The following is an 18119-nucleotide window of genomic DNA, read 5'->3' as shown; positions in this document are numbered from 1 at the left end:
AGAACAATTTCTTTGGAGCGCGCATCTTGAATTTCACGCCATTGATGTATCACAATTTATGGTAAAATGGAAGAAATGCAGACGTGAGATCAAACGATCTTCGGAGTGGCCTTGGTTGATGATGCTGTCGGCGGTGGATGCCCGAAAACGAGAGATTGATGAGACAATTCTCAAGGAACTGGAGGTGTTGGCGATGAACGAGCAAGAAATTCGCGAAGCGTTGGAAGAGTGGGAGAAGCTAAGCGTCAGTTCGGAAAATCGCTACGCATATGAAATGCGGCTGAAATGGCTGCGGGATCAATTGTCCAACCTTTTGGGCGAGCGGCGCGCTGGGATGGAGGAAGGGTTGGAAAAAGGGATAAAGCAAGGGCGGGAGGAAGAACGGAAGAACATGATCTGGCATATGTCGGCGAAAGGAATGGCTGCGAAAGACATTGCCCATCTCACTGGACTTGCGGAAGAGGAAGTGCGAAAGTGGCTGAAATAAAGCGCCTGTCATTTGTCGAAATTCGTTTGGGAACGGTTTAGTTATTCCTTCAAAGAAGGGATGGAACGTGTGAAAACATAACGGCGGTACTGAATTCATTGCCCACCGCACTGAGGCACATTGTTTATAAAAGAAATGAATAAAATTGAGCAACATCAATGGAAATTATAAGAGTTTTTAGTTTTGCTAAAGAAGCAGATGGACATGCAATATATCATTGTTAAGAACGTTTTTCACTTGCGAAAACCATTTGAAAACTTCCACTGATATTCTTCCTTTTTTTCAGATAACAATTTGGTCTTTTTCTATACTATTCCAAATGAAACATATAAACGTCATTCGGAAGAATCAGCATGGAGAGGGGAAAGTAGGTGATGGGCGTACAGCTTGTTTTACGAATATATCATCGGTGGAGAAAACGGTAAGAAAGGCTGTCATCGCTGCAAGTGCGGCTTGCAATATATATAAGATAATGGCGTGCATGTTACAATGATTGTATAGCAACTGACTATCAAGGAAGGGAGGACTCGACGTGATCAAAGCAATGCGAGGAGATATTACGAAACTGCACAATGTTTCGTTCATTTGCAACGCGGCTAACGGAATCGGCCCGATGGGAGGAGGCGTGGCGGCAGCAATTCGCAAAGCCGGCGGCCGAGCGATTGAAGAAGAAGCGATCAACGTTTGCAAGGAGCAAAATCCTCAGCCTGGCAATCTTTATGTCACCCATGCGGGAACTCTTCCTTTTCAAGGAATCATTCATCTTGTAACCATGAAAGAGCCGGCAGGGGCGACTTCTTATGACATTGTCAAAACGTGCTTAAACCATTTAGTGGATTATTGCCAAAAAAACCGAATTGACAAAGTGGCTCTTCCCGCCTTAGGAACGGGCGTGGGAAATTTGGACAAAACAAAAGTCGCCGCCATTTTCAAAGAAGTGCTGGAGCCGGTGAAAGATATTGAATTCATCGTGGTGGATATTGATAAAGTGTTTATATCGTTATTCACTGAAAACAGCAGCATTTCCTAAAAGGAGCGGAGCGTTTTACTTTTTTTCCGTTCCTTTTGGGATTTGGATGTTTGCATCGCCTTCTTTTTCCGGCTGAATATGTCTGCTTCTGAAGGACTCACCCCATTGTTTCCGCCTCAAAACCACTCCCGCTAGTTATGCCAAGAAGGAAGACGATGATACAAAGTGAATAAGTATCTGAATGTTTGTGATACGGAATTTTTCGATAGATTCAACCGATTTGCAATATCTTGCTTCGCTACTTTCTTTTTCATTTTCAACACCTGCAATTTTTGGAACATATAAAAGGTTATTATAATCTTGCAGTATAAAAATTTTTTAAAACACTTTAAAAATGCTGAATAAAAAAGAGGCTGCACCGATACTTCGACTAAATATTTAGAAAATCAGGGAGATTGATTTTTAGAAAAGGAAGCGGTGCCAATAGGTCTTGTTTGTCGGGAAATCTAGCCTCGCTGGGCTGGAAGTGAGAACTTGCACTTTTTATTTTTTAAACTTTGAAAATAATGTAAAAAATTTTGTATTCTTAAGAAAACTCTTTTTTGAAGTACTGCTTTGAACACTATTTATTGAATCAAAACGCTTCAGCACGACTGTTTTTTATTTGAGATTCTAATTGGTTAAGGATACTACTTGACTATTAAGCATGCGCGAGTGTTAAATATGAATGAATATTATGAAACATTGATCACAACAAGTTTTTGGGGGGAACATTTGTGAAGTTGAGGAAGACGCATGCCAAGACATGCGCCGTGTTATTGAAAGAGCTTGAAAACGCTCCACAACCTTTCAATCCGGAAAAATTAGTTTTCAAAGGTGTGGGAGAACGGGATGTTTATAATATTTCGGCGCCATTTGAAGATAATGGAGAGCTTGTCATTGCCGGACGGGTGGAACCTCGGGACAGCGAGCACTCAGAAGTATATTTCTTTGTGAATCGTAACGGTCAATGGATACCGAGGGAAGGAGCGCCGGTTTTTCCACTCCAAGATCCTTTTGTTACAAAAATTGACGGTGAATTGATCTTTGGAGGCGTTCAAGTTTTTCCTCACCCGGAAAAGAAGGGGGAACATAGCTGGCGAACGCTCCTTTATAAAGGAAAGAACATAACTGAATTAAAGGAATTTGCGAAAGGTCCGATTGGCATGAAGGATTTAAGACTGGTTGAATTAAAAGACGGATCGATTGGCGTGTTTACGAGGCAGCAAGGAAACAAAGGCGGACGCGGGAAAATTGGCTTTACCCGAATACAGTCTCTTGACCATTTTACAAGCGAGGTGGCTGAAGAAGCTCCGATATTAGAGGGACAGTTTATTGATGAAGAGTGGGGAGGAGTCAACGAGCCGCACTTGCTTGCCAATGGCCTTGTTGGTGTTCTCGGTCATATTGCTTGTTTTGATGAAAAGCAAAACCGCTATTATTATCCGATGGTGTTTGCTTTGAACCCGGATACAGGGGAATTTTCAGATATAGAGCTGATCGCAACGAGATCGGTTTTTTTAGAAGGCAGTTTTAAGCGTCCTGATCTTATTAATGTTGTTTTTGCAGGCGGATTAATCCGCAAGGCTGATGGTACTGCAGATTTATATGCAGGAATCAGCGATGCGGAAGCTCAAAAGATTTCGATGATCGATCCGTTTCTGAAATATGAAAGATAGGAGCTGCTATGAATATTGATTCGTTTGCGTAGGCACCCCGCTTGTCATGCTTAAAATGTAAAGCCGCATCATGAAGGTTTTGAAGTTATTGGCCCATTTAATGCTGGGGTGGCAAAAGACGATGATGAAATTAATATTGCTGCTTCGTATGGCAGAAAGACCAATTGCGGATGATCTAAATAAATTTGATCCGGAAGAGAAAAAAGGTCAAATATAACAATCATCCGTTTAATGGGGTATTTTATCATTGTTGATGAGCATAACTTCATCTAATATTTCTTGCCAATTTTAACATTCTTGCTAATTTATCAAGTTCTTTTATAAGTGGTTCTTCATAACTTTATTTTCACTGTGTCGTATCAAAATAAGCAGGCAAAGTTCTTTTTATCCTAGAGCTCTTCTTTTCTTTATATCATCTATATTATTGGTATTTAATGGTCTAATAAATGTTTCGGTGATCGGAGCTTTGACAACTTGTGGTACACAGATTAATAGAAAAGCATTACTTTTTCATAGCGGAAAACATGTTTCACCTGCGGGAACCATTGGTCCATTTAATGTCGAAACGATCAATCTCGTACTTCTGTGTACCACCCGTAATTCTGATTTCCAATATTTATGCAGGTTATTTTTAACCATGAAATTCCATCATAGCCTTAAAAAACTCTTTAAACTTTCCCATACTTTGATTAGGTATAAGTTTACCATACATCCACATGCCTTCAGTGTTGATATCTTGTGTTTCACCTAAACATTCATCGATGAGCCTTTCTTGGTTGTTTTCTAAAGGTCCCCAAAAAAGCACCCTCCCAGGTAGACAGTCAAACAGAGAACATGCAAAAGCAGTTTTTAGATGGTCTACCTTAAGAGGGGATTTTTTTGGCCGGTAAAGGATAAACTTTTAGCTTTCAGAAAAAAACTAATCAAAGTCCACTACACAATGGATTGAAAATTTACCTTGCAAAAATTCTGTAAATGATTGTTTAAAAACGAATAACGAATGTTTTTTACATTCTTAACGGGATCCGTTTCTTTTATCATCTATTTCCATACTTCAGTAGGGTGGTTGGTTAATGGTATTATTTTACAAACAATTGGTCGGGCTCACTTAAATATTTTTTTAACTCGTTTAAGGCTTTTTGCGCTAACATGCCATCGATTAGGCGATGGTCATAGCTGAGGGATAGAGCCATCATTGAAGCGATTTCAATGGAATCATTCACAACAATAGGTTTTTTCTCGATTCTGCCGATGCCTACTATACATGATTCCGGATGATTGATAATGGGGGTAAACCATGATCCATCAGCGGATCCGATATTGGATATCGTACATGTGGCTCCCGTCATTTCATTTGCTTTGATTGAGCCGTCTCTTGCTTTTTCCGCAAGCTCTTGGATCTCTTTGGCAATGTTGAATAGTGACTTTTGATCTGCATGTTTAATCACCGGAACGACAAGACCGCGTTCGGTGTCGGCAGCAAAACCGATATGATATTCGTCTTTTAAAATGATTTCTTCCTTTTCATCGTCTAAGGAAGCATTTAACATTGGATATTTTTTAAGCACGGCTGTTAATGCTTTGACGACATAGGCGAGATAAGTGAGTTTTATTTTTTCTTCCACTGCCAATGGTTTGACCCTTTCGCGATGGGAGACAAGATTTGTGACATTGGCTTCATCAAAATGAGTTACATGTGGAATAACCGATTTTGAATGAACCATCGCCTTTGCGATCATTTTTCGAATGCCAGTAAGCGGGATTCTTCTTTGAGCTTGTGTGCTCATTTCTGCTTTCGTGGCTTCTTTGTTTGCCGCTTCATTTCCTGCATTTGTTTGTTCCAGTTTTTGTTTGGCGATGACGGCCTCAATATCACTTCTTAAGATTCTGCCGTTAGGACCTGTCGGTGTCACTTCTTCCAGTCTGATATTGTGTTCTCTTGCAATTTTGCGCACAGAAGGGGGGGCTATAATAAACTGTTTTGGTTGTTTCTCTTTTACTTCGCTTTTCTTCACCGCATTTTGAATATCTTCCTCCGTGACTTTTCCGTTGGGACCGGTTGGAATGACAAGACGCCAATCGACACCGAGTTCCCTCGCTAATTTTTTGACACGCGGAGCAGCTTTTCTTTCTTTCGGAACTTCTGGTACAGCTTGCCGTTCTTCCTCTGTTGCCGTTGTTCCTTTGCTTGCAGATGCAGTCGGCGTGTCATTGCTTGTTTCCAAGATGGCTAAAACTTCATCAACCGCAGCGGTCTCGCTTCTTTTTTTTCTAATTTCTTTGACCACACCTGATTCTGGAGCTTCAATTTCCGAGACGGCTTTCTCTGTTTGGACTTCCAAGAGTGTATCGCCTTTTTCGACTGTATCACCTTCGGAAACATGCCAGAAGGTGATTAAGCTTTGATCATGATCATCAGATAGTCGCGGTAATTTTACTTCGATTAGCATAGGCTGCCTGCCTCCTATATATGAGAAATCAATTTTATTCATTGACTAACTTCATTGCTTCGGTAAAAATTTTATCGGCATTTGGCAGAACAAATTGCTCGAGTGGACGGCTGTATGGAATGGGCACGTTTGGAACAGCCAATCGTTTCACTGGTGCATCTAAATCATACAAACCATCTTCTGCCGCAATCGCGGCGATCTCTGCCGTCGTCCCATATGATAAATAATCTTCATCAACGACAAGTAAACGATGCGTCTTTTTAATGGATTGAAGGATTGTTTCTTTGTCTAATGGAACGAGCGATCGCAAATCAATGACTTCTGCCTGAATTCCTTGCTGTTCCAGCTTTTGGGCCGCTTCTAATGCGTAATGGGTCGTCATTTGAATGCCTACAATTGTGATATCTGTCCCTTCTCTTACCACATTGGCCTTGCCGATTGGTACTGTATACGCTTCTTCCGGAACATGACCGACCGATGCATCTAATTGATCCATCCACCCCAACCCTTGTAATGTTTTATGAAACATAAATACGACCGGGTTATCATCACGGATTGCCGAAATCATCAATCCTTTCAAATCATACGGAGTGGATGGCGCCACTACTTTCATTCCCGGCAGATGGGCAAAAGTGGCATATAGTGTTTGCGAATGCTGAGCCGCATCGTTATATCCGCCGCCAACAGCTGTCATCAACACCATCGGGAGTTTTACGCGCCCTCCTGACATATACGGAATTTTGGCCATATGGTTATAAATTTGATCCATACACACACCGAAGAAATCGACGAACATTAATTCTACAATCGGACGCATTCCTTCTGAAGCGGCTCCAATGGCAGCTCCGATAAATGCTGTTTCCGAAATCGGGGTATCGATAATTCTTTCAGAACCGAACTTTTGAAATAATCCTTCTGTTGATCCGAATATACCTCCGTATACACCGACATCTTCTCCCATGACAAACACGTTTGGATCTCTTTCCATTTCTAAACGAATCGCTTCTGCCATCGCTTTATTTCCCGTTAGCAAGCGCTGTTTTGTTTTTTGCATTTTGATAAACTCCTTTCTTTTCGAATGATTAAACAAAAAGGTCTTTTAAAGCATCTTCCGGCTTAGGATATTCGCTTTCCCGTGCAAATTGAAAAGCGTCTTCGACTTCCTGTTTTGCTCTATTTTCCAATTCGCTCAGTTTTTGCTCTTCGATTCCGTGTTCGTTGCACAAGGTTTGGCGCAGGCGAATAATCGGGTCTTTTTCTCTAAGTAAAGTGATTTCCTGTTTATCTCTGTAAACTTCTGGGTCTCCTTGGAAATGTCCTAAATAACGATACGTTTCAATTTCAATAATGGATGGCCCCTCTCCTGATCTTGCCCGCTCTACTGCTTCTTTTGATACGTTGTACATTTCGACCGGGTCATTGTCTTTTACGTAATATCCTTTTATTCCATAAGCGGCAGCTCTGATATCATTTGATGGAACAGAAGTGGATGCAGACTTTGGAACAGAAATTCCATATTGATTATTTTCTATGACGATAATAAGCGGCAGATTCCATAATGCTGCCATATTCAGCGATTCGTGAAAAGCTCCTTGGTTAGCAGCCCCTTCCCCAATAAAAGAAACCGCTACCCAATCCGTTTCTTTTTTCTTTGCGGCTAGCGCTGCTCCAACGGCATGTGGAATACCCGCTCCAACAATACCTCCACAGGAAAACTTGACATCAGGGTCGAATAAGTGCATATGTCCGCCCTTACCTTTGCACAGCCCTGTAACTTTCCCGAAAATTTCAGCGGTCATTTTGTTTAAATCGACCCCTTTTGCAATCGCATGATGGTGCGGCCGGTGTGGAGATGTTACCGTATCTTCCTTCTTAAGATGAATACATATGCCGACAGCAGCCGGTTCTTGTCCTGTTGCAAGATGCATTTCACCTGGCACAGGTCCCGCACCAATATTAAAAACAGGGTTTTTTCCTTCTGTGTAAGCTTCTGCCATTTTGTCCTCGTAGTAACGAATTTTGTACATCGTTTCATACATCCATTGAAGATGGTCGATGGAAATAGTCAACTTGCTCTCCTCCTTTAATAAAAGTAAACGTTTTCAATTATTATCTATGCAAAAAACGTGCCAACATTCATTAGCCTAGAAAAAGTGAATCACAAGAATCACGTTTGTGATTTAAAATCTTGCTAAGAAACAAAAAGTGTCCCATTTGGGACACTTTTTTCGTTACATAATGATACAATTTGATACAAAATGAAACAGTTGTCTAGTTAATAGAGGATGTTGAATTTTTTCATTTGTCTGTAAAAAGTACTTCTGGAGATTCCTAAATGCTTGGCTGCTTTCGTAATATTTCCGTTAAATAGATGCAACGCCTGAATGATGGACTGTTTTTTCATTTCATCTCTATTCACACACATTTCCTCTTTTTTTTGTCCTGGTAGCATTTGATACACTTCTTCCGGCAAATCTTTGGCGGATAAAATCGATTTTGTACTCCTGTTTAATGTTCTTTCAAGTATATTTTGCAATTCGCGGATATTCCCGGGCCAATCGTACTGCATGAGCACTTGTAGAAATTCAGGCATGATGTCTGGAAACGGTTTGTTTAATTTTTTGCTAAGTTTATCGATAAAGTGGCGGGCAAGAAGCGGTATATCCTCTTTTCTTTCTCGCAAAGGCGGCAGCGTGATTGGCATGACATTGAGGCGAAAGAACAAATCTTCCCGAAAGCTTCCCTTTTTGACTTCTTCTCGAAGATTTTTGTTTGTAGCGGCGATAATTCGGACGTCGACCGGAATGACTTTATGGCCGCCGATCCGCACCACTTCTTTTTCCTGAATGACCCGTAAAAGGAGAACCTGCATTTCCAAAGACATTTCGCCAATTTCATCTAAAAAAAGGGTGCCGCCGTCAGCAAGTTCAAATTTTCCCGCACTGCCTCCTTTTTTAGCACCGGTAAAAGCACCGTCTACATAGCCGAACAGCTCGCTTCCGAGAAGATCGCGGGGAATTCCGCCGCAATTGATCGCGATAAATGGTTTGTTTTTGCGCTTGCTTTCATTATGGATGGCCTGTGCGAACATTTCTTTTCCTGTTCCGCTTTCTCCCAGTATTAAAACGTTTGAGTCGGTCGCTGCCGAAAGTTTTGCTTCATTGACTTTTTGAATGAAATAAGGATGCTGTCCGATTATTTCATCAAACGTTATTTTTGCCTGGTTGCCGGAAAGATGATTGACAAATTGGCGCACTTTTTCGATTTCTTTCAGCATGATCATCGAACCGATCCATTGTTGATCTTTATAAATCGGGATTTTATCGACCATGACATGATGGATTGTTTTTGTAGGTTTTACTTTTAAGTGCAATTCTTGATTGTGAAGAGAAACAGGTGCATTGGAAACAATATCTTTATTTGTAAAAAGCTCGTCAATCGTTTTTCCTTCCAGACATGATTGCACAAGACAAAGCAATTTTTTCAGCTGATCGTTAGCCTTAATAATGATACCTTTCGTATCAATAATAAGGATGCTTTCTTTCATATTATTGGTTGTCGCTTCTAAAAACCTTTGCATCATGATATTTTTTTCTGCATTTTCATTCAACTTCAATTGATATTCAATAGCTCTGACTGCTGACACAACCATCCCTAGTGTGTGAGGATGCACCTTTTCATATGGGCCTGATACATTTAAAACACCGATGATTCTGCCTTTTGAATCATGAATTGGGGCAGCGGAGCAAGTCCATGATTGGCATATTTGTGAATAATGTTCTTCAGCAAATATTTGTACAGGTTGATCCATCACAATGGAGGTGCCAATCGCATTGGTGCCCATCGTTTGTTCGCTCCAATCCGCCCCCTCGACAAAGCCGATTTGAGCCGCCTTTTCCAATGTGTTCGGATCGCCGATTGATTTTAAAAGCTGTCCTTTTTCATTGCAAAGAATGACTAAAAATCCTGAGCCCTTTACGATGGAATAAAGACCTTCCATTAAAGGTGCGAACCAATCAATAAGGCTTTTGTACCGTTCCATTTGAATTTTTTTTATATGGCCGTATGGCTGGAAAGGATCAACTTTCCATTGGTTTGAGCGAATCCATGAGTCTTTGACAATAGGGGAAAGTTTATCGGTCAGTTCGTTTTCAAAAATAAAGCGCTTCCACATTTTTTTGACATCCTCCCGCTGACTGTACACGAAAAACACCTCCGCAGCATTTTAAGGTGTGGTCTCCCATCCGTGAACTTAGTTTATCGTTTATTATATCATTAAAATAAAGCGGTGGTTATGATTCGATTCGTTGATGTTTTGAGCGTGCAAACTGATAGATGATGGGATCGCTGCCATTTTTAAATTGGGAGTAGAGCAGGTTCTACAGCTTTTTCAGACTTGTGTTTCGGGCTTTTTTCTTGTACCATCAGACTTTGAAATGATTCTATACGATATACGCCGCACACCCGTATGATAGACGGAAAAACAAACAGTGAAGATACGTGTTAGCAATCATACGTTTTTTCGACATAAAGTCGGTTTTTTGGGAAGGGCGGCTTCATTAAAACATCGCAAATCGGTTTGTGAAAAGTTTTTTATTCCTATTCCATTGCTTCTACTTGAATGATTTCAGCATGTTTGCGGAAAATCCTTTTTCTTTTTTCTGGAAAGGCTAACATAACTGTAACAGTTCATTTACTGCCTCATGGCGTTTTACGGCTCTACAAGATACGATTGAAGCCGTCCGGCAAGAGTGTGCAACCAAAAGAATGTTTTCACTCATATAGCTGTTTTGGCCGATATATGCTAAGATGGTTTTGAAAGACATTTCCTCGATTGCTTCTCCTTCTTCTTAACTCCTCAGTTCCAATCCATCTCCTGTGGAAATGTCATATCCTGAAAAAGCAAGGAGGTGCGCAAGTGCAAGAACAGCTACTCTTTCAATTAATGGATCTCGTTCAAGGCTTGGCGGAAGACATGAAGAGCGTCAAACAAGATATGAACATATTGAAGGAAGAGGTGAGGACTCTCAAACAAGACGTTGAAACATTAAAAGACGATGTTCAAGGTGTCAAACAAGACGTTGAAACACTAAAATGTGATGTTCAAGGTGTCAAACAAGACGTTGAAACACTAAAATGTGATGTTCAAGGTGTCAAACAAGACGTTGAAACATTAAAAGACGATGTTCAAGGTGTCAAACAAGACGTTGAAACACTAAAATGTGATGTTCAAGGTCTCAAACAAGATGTCGAAACGCTAAACAAGAGAATGGACAAGCAGGAGGAAGAACTTTATTTGTTAAAAATGCAAATGGATGAAAACGTAAAAATGGTGAAAGCCATTCGTGACAATCAGATTGAACAGCGCAGCCTTCAGGATAGCATTATCCATGAGATTGCCCACATTCGCCGTGAGATGGCGACAAAAGAAGACATCATCCATATTCATCAACGGTTGGACTACCAAATTAGCCGCATTGCCCGCACGGAGGAAGAACTTCACTTATTAAAAACACATAATTGACCATTCAACACATTCACTGAAATTAAAAATAGACCTCTCTTGAACGGCAATGCTAGGAAGAGGACATAACTTCATCTATGATGAGAGACGACGTTTTGTAATGTAAAGCAATTTGTTGTAGAGGTCCTCCTTGAAATTGGGGGGCTACAAGTTTCTTTTATAAGGGGTTTTTTATAGACATTTCTTGAAAGCTGGTGTTTAGTTGAATTGAATGATTTTTTTGCCAGTCTCCTTGCCTTGCAGGAAAATGATAAGGAGAGGCTTTTTATAAAAGGCGGATTAAAAAGTTTTTGGTCATTTTTCCGCTTTTTGAATGTGCAATCGTTTGTTATTTTTTCCGCAACGTCGTCAAGAGTTGAAATCTACAAATAATTTGTGTTCCCTGGGACTTTCTTTATATGCTTTTTCGACTATGCGGTTCGCTTTCTAGCATGACTCATGGGATGAAGGCTTTTAAGAACCTTCCCCCATAGGCCATGGCATGAAAGAAATATCCTTTCTTTTTGTTCTTGAAAGGATTGTATATAAAACTGATCAATTTCTGTTAACTTACAGATTTCTAAGTGAAAGAATCAAGGTCACCGCGCAAATAGAATTAGAAATTTTTATCATCCCTTTTAAAATATTATGGCATTGTTCCTAAAGCGACAATTCGTTCGATGTAAAGTTGTTGTTGTAGAACTTTTTTTAGTAAATTATACGGTACAACCTATCTACGGCAACTGGTATGTCTTCATTTTTTATATTGGCAAATCCGATAACCAAAATAATTTTTTTTCCTTCTTCGATATTACCTAGTAAATTGAACCTCTTCATGGAGTATATTTCAAGTTTTTCTTTTTTTGCTCTTTCTTCAATTTCTTTATACCCTTTATCTGTTTTGAATTCCGCAATGAAATGAAGTCCTGCCGGCACATTTTTAATCTTAATGCCATTTCGAAATTTCCATTTCAATTCCTTAATCAGGTTTTCTCTTTTCATCTCATAGTGATTGTTCATGCGCTTGACGTGTTTTGCGTACTCGCCGCTTTCAATAAAATAGTGAAGCGTAAATAAATTCAGTGTATTGCTTCCCTGTATCCAATATGAAAAATGTCTTTTGTACTCTCTTAATAAATCGGGAGGCAAAACGAGATAACTGATTCGGAAACTTGGCATTATCGTTTTGGAGAATGTTCCTGCATAAATCACGCGTTGATTCCGATCCAGGCTTTGCAACGACGGAATATTGTCCGTTCCGTATTTAAATTCACTGTCGTAATCGTCTTCTACAATATACCTTCCTTCAGAAGCCGAGGCCCAATTCAAAAGTTCAATTCTTCTTGAAATAGGCATAATTATTCCGGTCGGGAATTGGTGTGACGGGGTGATAAAAAGGAAATGTGGATTTAAAGCTTCCACTTTTTTGATGTCTATTCCTTTTTTATCAAGATCGATTGGAAAAACTTCAAAATTCATATCTTTTAATAATTGGTAGATGCGAGAATACCCAGGGTTCTCAATTGCAGCTTTTATATTTTCCCTCTGCATGCCCAACACTTGACGTATCAAGGGCTGTGTCCCGGGGCCGATAATCACTTGTTCCGGTTCGCATTTAACGCCTCGTGTAAGCGCAATCATCCTCGAGATGGTTTTTCTCACAAGGTAAGGACCTTGAGGATGAGAAATGTCCGAAAGTTCGTTTTTGTGATTTTTGATTGCTATTTTTTCACATTTCATCCACTCTTTAAACGGGAACATAGAGATGTCAGCCGTCATATGTGATAAGGAAAGCCATCCCTCATCTTTCTTGGAGAATTCTTCTTTTAAATCATCTGGAAAGTTCAGTTTGGCATCTTTTTGATTGTTGAACTGTGTAATTTTTTCCACATAGTAGCCTTTTCTTTCAATTGCGTAAATATATCCTTCAGCCAGGAGCTGCTCGTACGCATTTGAAACCGAATTAATGCTCACTCCTAATTTTTCAGCTAATTTTCTTTTGGAAGGCAATTTCTCATTGGTAGGAATCTTTCTCTCTAAAATCGCTTCTTTTAACGATTTATAAATTTGTTGATAGATATGATTTGACTTATCCTTTTTATCTATTTGAAAAAATATCATGATCTATCTCTCCCTCTGGTACCTGAAAAATCAGAAAACTGGTACTTTTCTTTTAATGTATTTATCATAATATTATTTATTATCAGTGTAAATTATCAGGACAAATGATGTTAGAAATAGTAACATAAAAAGAAGATAAAAATGTAAGGGGATGCAGGCTTTTATTTTGCCTTAGAATTGTTTTTAGTCTATGCGATTTCCGTTATTAATGCAAAAGCTGTGGAGATGGTTATAGAAATGTGCATTTTCTAATTATGTATTCGTATGTGACGGAACAAAGCTTTTGTTTTCTACAATGTTTTATAATAATACTTTCTTAATAAATTTAAAAGGGAGTGAGAGTAATGAGTAATAAATTTTCAAAATCAATGTCAAGAGCCGATGTTCTATTTCTTTCTGTTGGAGCAATGCTTGGATGGGGATGGGTTGTTCTTTCTGGTGATTGGATAAGTAAAGCAGGTTTTCTAGGAACGGCAATTGCCTTTTTGTTTGGTGGGCTGCTTGTTACTTTTATTGGTCTGACCTATGCAGAGTTAGCAGCTGCAATACCTGAAACTGGCGGTGGATTAGTGTTCGTCCAGCGAGCCTTTAATGATAGGTTGGGATATATTGCTGCATGGAGTGTCTTGTTTGGATATGTATCAGTTATTACCTTTGAGGCAGTTGCATTACCTACCGTCATTGATTATATAATTCCTGTTGATCACCAACTCTTTTTATGGAATCTCGGAGGATGGGATATTTATTTAACTTGGGTTTTGATTGGATCCTTTGGTTCGCTGTTGTTGACATCGATGAATTATTTTGGAATTAAACCGGCTGCTATTTTTCAAAATATTTTAACTATTGCTGTTATTTTAATAGGCTTAGTTTTAGTTTTTGGAGCATTTGCAAATGGAGGTTCAGAGCATACGAATTCAATTCTTGGAGAAGGAGTGGGGGGAGTGATGACCGTTCTTATCATGATTCCATTCCTATTTGTAGGGTTCGATGTTATCCCGCAAATCGCTTCAGAAGTAAAAGCACCACCAAAAGTAATAGGTAGGATACTTATTTTTTCTATTATACTGGCCATTGTTTTCTACATTTTAATTGCATATGGGGTATCAGTTGGATTAACACCGTCTCAACTCGAGGTTACCCGACTTGCTACTGCTGATGCAATGACGAATCTATTTAGAAGTCCAGTGTTTGGAACAATTCTTGTGATTGGTGGGGTTGCCGGAATCGTGACAAGTTGGAATGCATTCATTATTGGTGGAAGTCGAATTTTATTTGCCATGGCGGAGAGAGGGATGATTCCAAAATGGTTTGCTTACATTCATCCAAAATATAAGACACCGACACATGGCATTATCTTTTTAGGATTACTTGGTTTTTTTGCACCATTTTTAGGGCATTCAGCTCTAAACTGGTTTGTAAATGCTGGTGGCATTGGAATTGTCATCGGTTATATGCTTGTTTCCATCTCATTTATGAAACTTAGAAAAACAGAACCTGAATTAGAACGTCCATATAAGATACGAAATTGGAAATTAACTGGAGTCATTGCCATAATTTTAAGTATTATATTTATTACTTTTTATTTACCTGGAATGCCATCTGCGCTTGTTTGGCCTATGGAATGGTTAATTGTGTTTGGGTGGTATGGAATCGGAACAATCTTGTATCTGTTTGGTTCTAGAAAAGACTCTGTGAAAAAATTTAAAGATGTCTCGTCGACTTAGCCTTTGACGAGAATCCCCTTTGAAGGATTTCTAATTTATATAGAAAGTGAATTGGAAGGTAAATGAGAACAGTGTGCATTTTAAGTTTTACTATGTCCCTAGCTTTATAAAGAGTGTTTAACGTTTTAACTGGTACCTGAAAAATCAGAAAACTGGTACTTTTCAATATAACAGAAAATTGACATAATGCGTATATACATTGATTTTGAGGAGGCTATTAAAAGATGGCATCATCGATAACGATGGAAGACTTACAAGCTAAACGGAAAAAATTTATTCCCAAAGGGGTAAGCAATGGGAATTTAAGTATTGCGCATCATGCAAAAGGGGCTACCATCATTGACATTGACCAGAATGAATGGATCGATTTTGCGGGTGCAATTGGAACTTTAAATGTAGGGCATAGTCATCCTAAAGTAACGGCTGCCGTAAAAGAGCAGGTCGATAAATTTTTGCATCCTGGTTTTAATGTGATCATGTACGAAGGATACATTAAGCTTGCGGAAAAATTGTGCCAAATTACCCCAGGCGACTTTAATAAACAAGCTATTCTTTTTAATTCGGGTGCGGAAGCAGTCGAAAATGCAGTTAAAGTGTCCCGTAAATTTACAGGCAGACAAGCGGTCGTTTCATTTGTCAGAGGGTTTCATGGAAGAACGAATATGACGTTGAGCATGACGAGCAAAGTCAAACCGTATAAATTCGGATTTGGTCCTTTTGCTCCAGAAGTGTACCAAGCTCCTTATCCATACTTGTACCGAAAGCCGGATCATATGACTGATGAGCAATATATTGATTGGACGATTGAAGAATTCAAGAAGTTTTTCGCTGCTACTGTGGCACCTGAAACGGTAGCTTGTATTGTAATGGAACCTGTTCAAGGGGAAGGCGGTTTTATTATCCCGCCGAAGAAATTTGTCAAATTTGTCAGGGACTTCTGTGATAATCATGGTATTGTTTTTGTGGCAGATGAAATTCAAACTGGTTTTGGCCGTACAGGCAAATTATTTGCAATTGAACATTTTGATGTTGTCCCGGATTTGATTACTGTTTCCAAGTCATTGGCTGCCGGGTTGCCTTTAAGCGGTGTTGTAGGCAAGGCGGAAATTTTAAATGCCGCCGATCCGGGCGAACTGGGTGGAACGTATGCCGGAAATCCTGTAGCTTGTGCCGCCGCATTGGCAGTCATTGATATCATCGAACAAGAGGATTTGCTCACAAAATCAGAAATACTGGGACAAAAGATTGAGAAAAAACTGCTTGAATTACAAGCGAAACATGAGTTTGTTGGGGAAATTCGCCGCTTAGGTGCTATGGTAGCGGTGGAGATCGTTGAAAACCGGACAAACAAACGGCCTGATAAAAAGAAAACGAATCAAATTGTGAAATATGCGAATGAACATGGCCTATTATTGCTTTCTGCTGGTATTGATGGAAATGTTATACGCTTTTTAACTCCGTTGGTTATTACGGACGAGGAATTAAATAAAGGGTTATCCATATTGGAAAAAGCTTTTGCTCAATGAACCGGGTGAAGAAACTAAAGATAAAATTGCCGGGAATTAAAATCAGTTGCCGTTATTTATTCCGGCAAAGAAAACCCCAAAGGGAGGTAAACCTTGATGGCAGCAACGATTAGAGTTACGAATCCTGCAACAGGTGAATTGATTCAGGAAATCAAGGCGGATACAGAAGAAGAGATTAATCTTGCATTGCGGAGAGGGCATGAAAGTTTTCAAAAATGGTCCAAAGTAAATGCGCATGAACGATCGAGATTATTAAAAGCTTGGTCTAAAAAAATCCAGGAACATAAAGATGATCTTGCAAAAATCATGACAATGGAAAGCGGTAAACCTTTGCACGAATCATTGGGTGAAGTTGATTATGCAACTAGTTACATTGATTGGTATGCAGAAGAGGCGAAGCGGCTTTATGGACGGACAATTCCTGCAAATACGGAATCCAAACGTATTATTGTCAGCCGCCAGCCGGTGGGATTGGTTGCAGCCATTACTCCTTGGAATTTTCCGGCTGCGATGATGACAAGAAAAGCTGCACCGGCATTGGCAGCTGGATGTACATTCGTTGTTAAACCGGCAGAAGAAACCCCGTTAACCACGATGAAATTGATTGAGCTCGCTCATGAAGCGGGTATACCAGCTGATGTCATTCAATGTGTCAACGGCTATGGCAGTGAGGTAGGAAAAATATTTACGGAAAGCAAATATGTCAGAAAAATTACGTTTACAGGGTCGACCCCTGTAGGAAAATTATTGATCAGAAACAGTGCCAATACGGTTAAACATGTATCAATGGAATTAGGCGGCCACGCACCGGTCATTGTTGCTCAAGATGCGGATATTGACTTGGCGGTAGAACAAACGATAGCTTCCAAGTTTAGAAATGCCGGTCAAACATGTATCTGTGCAAACAGAGTTCTGGTGCATGAAAGCATTGTAGAGGAATATGCTGAAAAATTAACAAAAGAAGTCAGTAAATTAAAAGTTGGAAATGGATTGGAAAAAGGCACTCAGATAGGTCCGGTTATTAATGAAAAAGGATTTAATAAGATTGTCTCGCAAGTAAACGATGCAATCAGTAAGGGTGCTAAAGTTCTTTGCGGCAATAAATACAATGCAAATAAGGAAAAAGGCTATTTCTTTGTTTATCCGACGGTTCTCAAAGATGTCAAGGTAAACATGAAGATTATGCAGGAGGAAACATTTGGCCCCATTTTGCCAATCACAACGTTTCAGGAATTAGAAGAAGCTGTTAATATTGCAAACAGCACGCCTTATGGTCTGGCCGCTTACTTTTTTACAAATGACTATAGAACAGGCATCTATCTGCATGAGCATTTAGATTTCGGAATTATCGGCTGGAATGACGGTTCTCCATCTGCTGCCCACGCTCCTTTTGGAGGAATGAAAGAAAGCGGAATCGGCCGTGAAGGTGGATTGGAAGGCATTGAACCGTATTTGGAAACGAAATATTTGTCAATCGGGGATTTGTAGATGAAGGACTCTTTGAAGGAAGCTTTTAACAGCTGTTCATTTGCAATTAGATACTGTAGATGAGCAAATTCACTAACATAAATTTACATCCGAACAAAAAAGGAGACATGAACCCGATTCCTTGATTAG

General features: G+C 39.7%; 13 protein-coding genes and 1 pseudogene. 8 read left to right on the top strand and 6 right to left on the bottom strand.

Annotated features, from left to right (window positions below; translation table 11 throughout):
• The 4 genes and pseudogenes from AC0KTX_RS14665 to AC0KTX_RS14650 form a co-directional block, all read left to right on the top strand.
• A partial coding sequence (locus AC0KTX_RS14665) for an Rpn family recombination-promoting nuclease/putative transposase (RefSeq protein ID WP_474252862.1) occupies positions 1-487 on the top strand: 487 nt, incomplete at its 5' end.
• Positions 488-1019: 532 nt separating this feature from the next.
• A complete protein-coding gene (locus tag AC0KTX_RS14660; protein WP_474252861.1) occupies positions 1020-1517 on the top strand; it encodes a macro domain-containing protein in 498 nt (165 codons plus the stop codon).
• 716 nt (positions 1518-2233) lie between these two features.
• Complete coding sequence (locus AC0KTX_RS14655) at positions 2234-3175, top strand: MTP-1 family protein (protein ID WP_474252860.1); 942 nt, start codon at positions 2234-2236, stop codon at positions 3173-3175.
• A 54-nt stretch (positions 3176-3229) separates the two neighbouring features.
• Positions 3230-3350: pseudogene (locus AC0KTX_RS14650) on the top strand (glycosidase); the annotation flags it as partial.
• A gap of 456 nt (positions 3351-3806) precedes the next feature.
• Here AC0KTX_RS14650 and AC0KTX_RS14645 read toward each other — a convergent pair.
• The 5 genes from AC0KTX_RS14645 to AC0KTX_RS14625 all read right to left on the bottom strand — a co-directional run bounded on the left by AC0KTX_RS14645 (position 3807) and on the right by AC0KTX_RS14625 (position 9829).
• Entirely contained in the window at positions 3807-3980 is a 174-nt protein-coding gene (locus AC0KTX_RS14645; protein ID WP_474252859.1) for a hypothetical protein, read from the bottom strand.
• A 274-nt stretch (positions 3981-4254) separates the two neighbouring features.
• On the bottom strand, positions 4255-5625 hold the full coding sequence (locus tag AC0KTX_RS14640; RefSeq protein ID WP_474252858.1) for a 2-oxo acid dehydrogenase subunit E2: 1371 nt from the start codon (positions 5623-5625) through the stop codon (positions 4255-4257).
• Positions 5626-5659: 34 nt separating this feature from the next.
• A complete protein-coding gene (locus AC0KTX_RS14635; protein ID WP_474252857.1) occupies positions 5660-6679 on the bottom strand; it encodes an alpha-ketoacid dehydrogenase subunit beta in 1020 nt (339 codons plus the stop codon).
• A gap of 28 nt (positions 6680-6707) precedes the next feature.
• Positions 6708-7694, bottom strand: coding sequence for a thiamine pyrophosphate-dependent dehydrogenase E1 component subunit alpha (locus tag AC0KTX_RS14630; RefSeq protein WP_474252856.1), 987 nt, complete (start codon positions 7692-7694; stop codon positions 6708-6710).
• 206 nt (positions 7695-7900) lie between these two features.
• The gene (locus AC0KTX_RS14625) at positions 7901-9829 is read right to left on the bottom strand and encodes a sigma-54-dependent Fis family transcriptional regulator (RefSeq protein WP_474252855.1); all 1929 of its coding nucleotides are present in this window, start codon (positions 9827-9829) and stop codon (positions 7901-7903) included.
• A 714-nt stretch (positions 9830-10543) separates the two neighbouring features.
• Here AC0KTX_RS14625 and AC0KTX_RS14620 point away from each other — a divergent pair.
• Positions 10544-11149, top strand: a complete 606-nt coding sequence (locus AC0KTX_RS14620) for a hypothetical protein (protein WP_474252854.1) — start codon at positions 10544-10546, stop codon at positions 11147-11149.
• Positions 11150-11836: 687 nt separating this feature from the next.
• Here AC0KTX_RS14620 and gabR read toward each other — a convergent pair.
• Positions 11837-13252, bottom strand: a complete 1416-nt coding sequence (gene gabR, locus AC0KTX_RS14615) for a MocR-like transcriptional regulator GabR (RefSeq protein WP_474252863.1) — start codon at positions 13250-13252, stop codon at positions 11837-11839.
• Positions 13253-13593: 341 nt separating this feature from the next.
• On the opposite strand from gabR, the gene AC0KTX_RS14610 reads away from it, so the two are divergent.
• The 3 genes from AC0KTX_RS14610 to AC0KTX_RS14600 all read left to right on the top strand — a co-directional run bounded on the left by AC0KTX_RS14610 (position 13594) and on the right by AC0KTX_RS14600 (position 17990).
• The gene (locus AC0KTX_RS14610) at positions 13594-14976 is read left to right on the top strand and encodes an APC family permease (protein ID WP_474252853.1); all 1383 of its coding nucleotides are present in this window, start codon (positions 13594-13596) and stop codon (positions 14974-14976) included.
• A gap of 224 nt (positions 14977-15200) precedes the next feature.
• Complete coding sequence (gene gabT / locus AC0KTX_RS14605) at positions 15201-16502, top strand: 4-aminobutyrate--2-oxoglutarate transaminase (protein ID WP_474252852.1); 1302 nt, start codon at positions 15201-15203, stop codon at positions 16500-16502.
• Between the two features lie 96 nt (positions 16503-16598).
• Positions 16599-17990, top strand: coding sequence for an NAD-dependent succinate-semialdehyde dehydrogenase (locus AC0KTX_RS14600; RefSeq protein ID WP_474252851.1), 1392 nt, complete (start codon positions 16599-16601; stop codon positions 17988-17990).
• Positions 17991-18119 lie beyond the last annotated feature (129 nt).

The sequence above is a fragment of the Aeribacillus sp. JST-2 genome (assembly GCF_056032925.1).
Note: the sequence above shows the minus strand (reverse complement) of the source record. Positions and strands in the feature narration are given on the sequence as shown.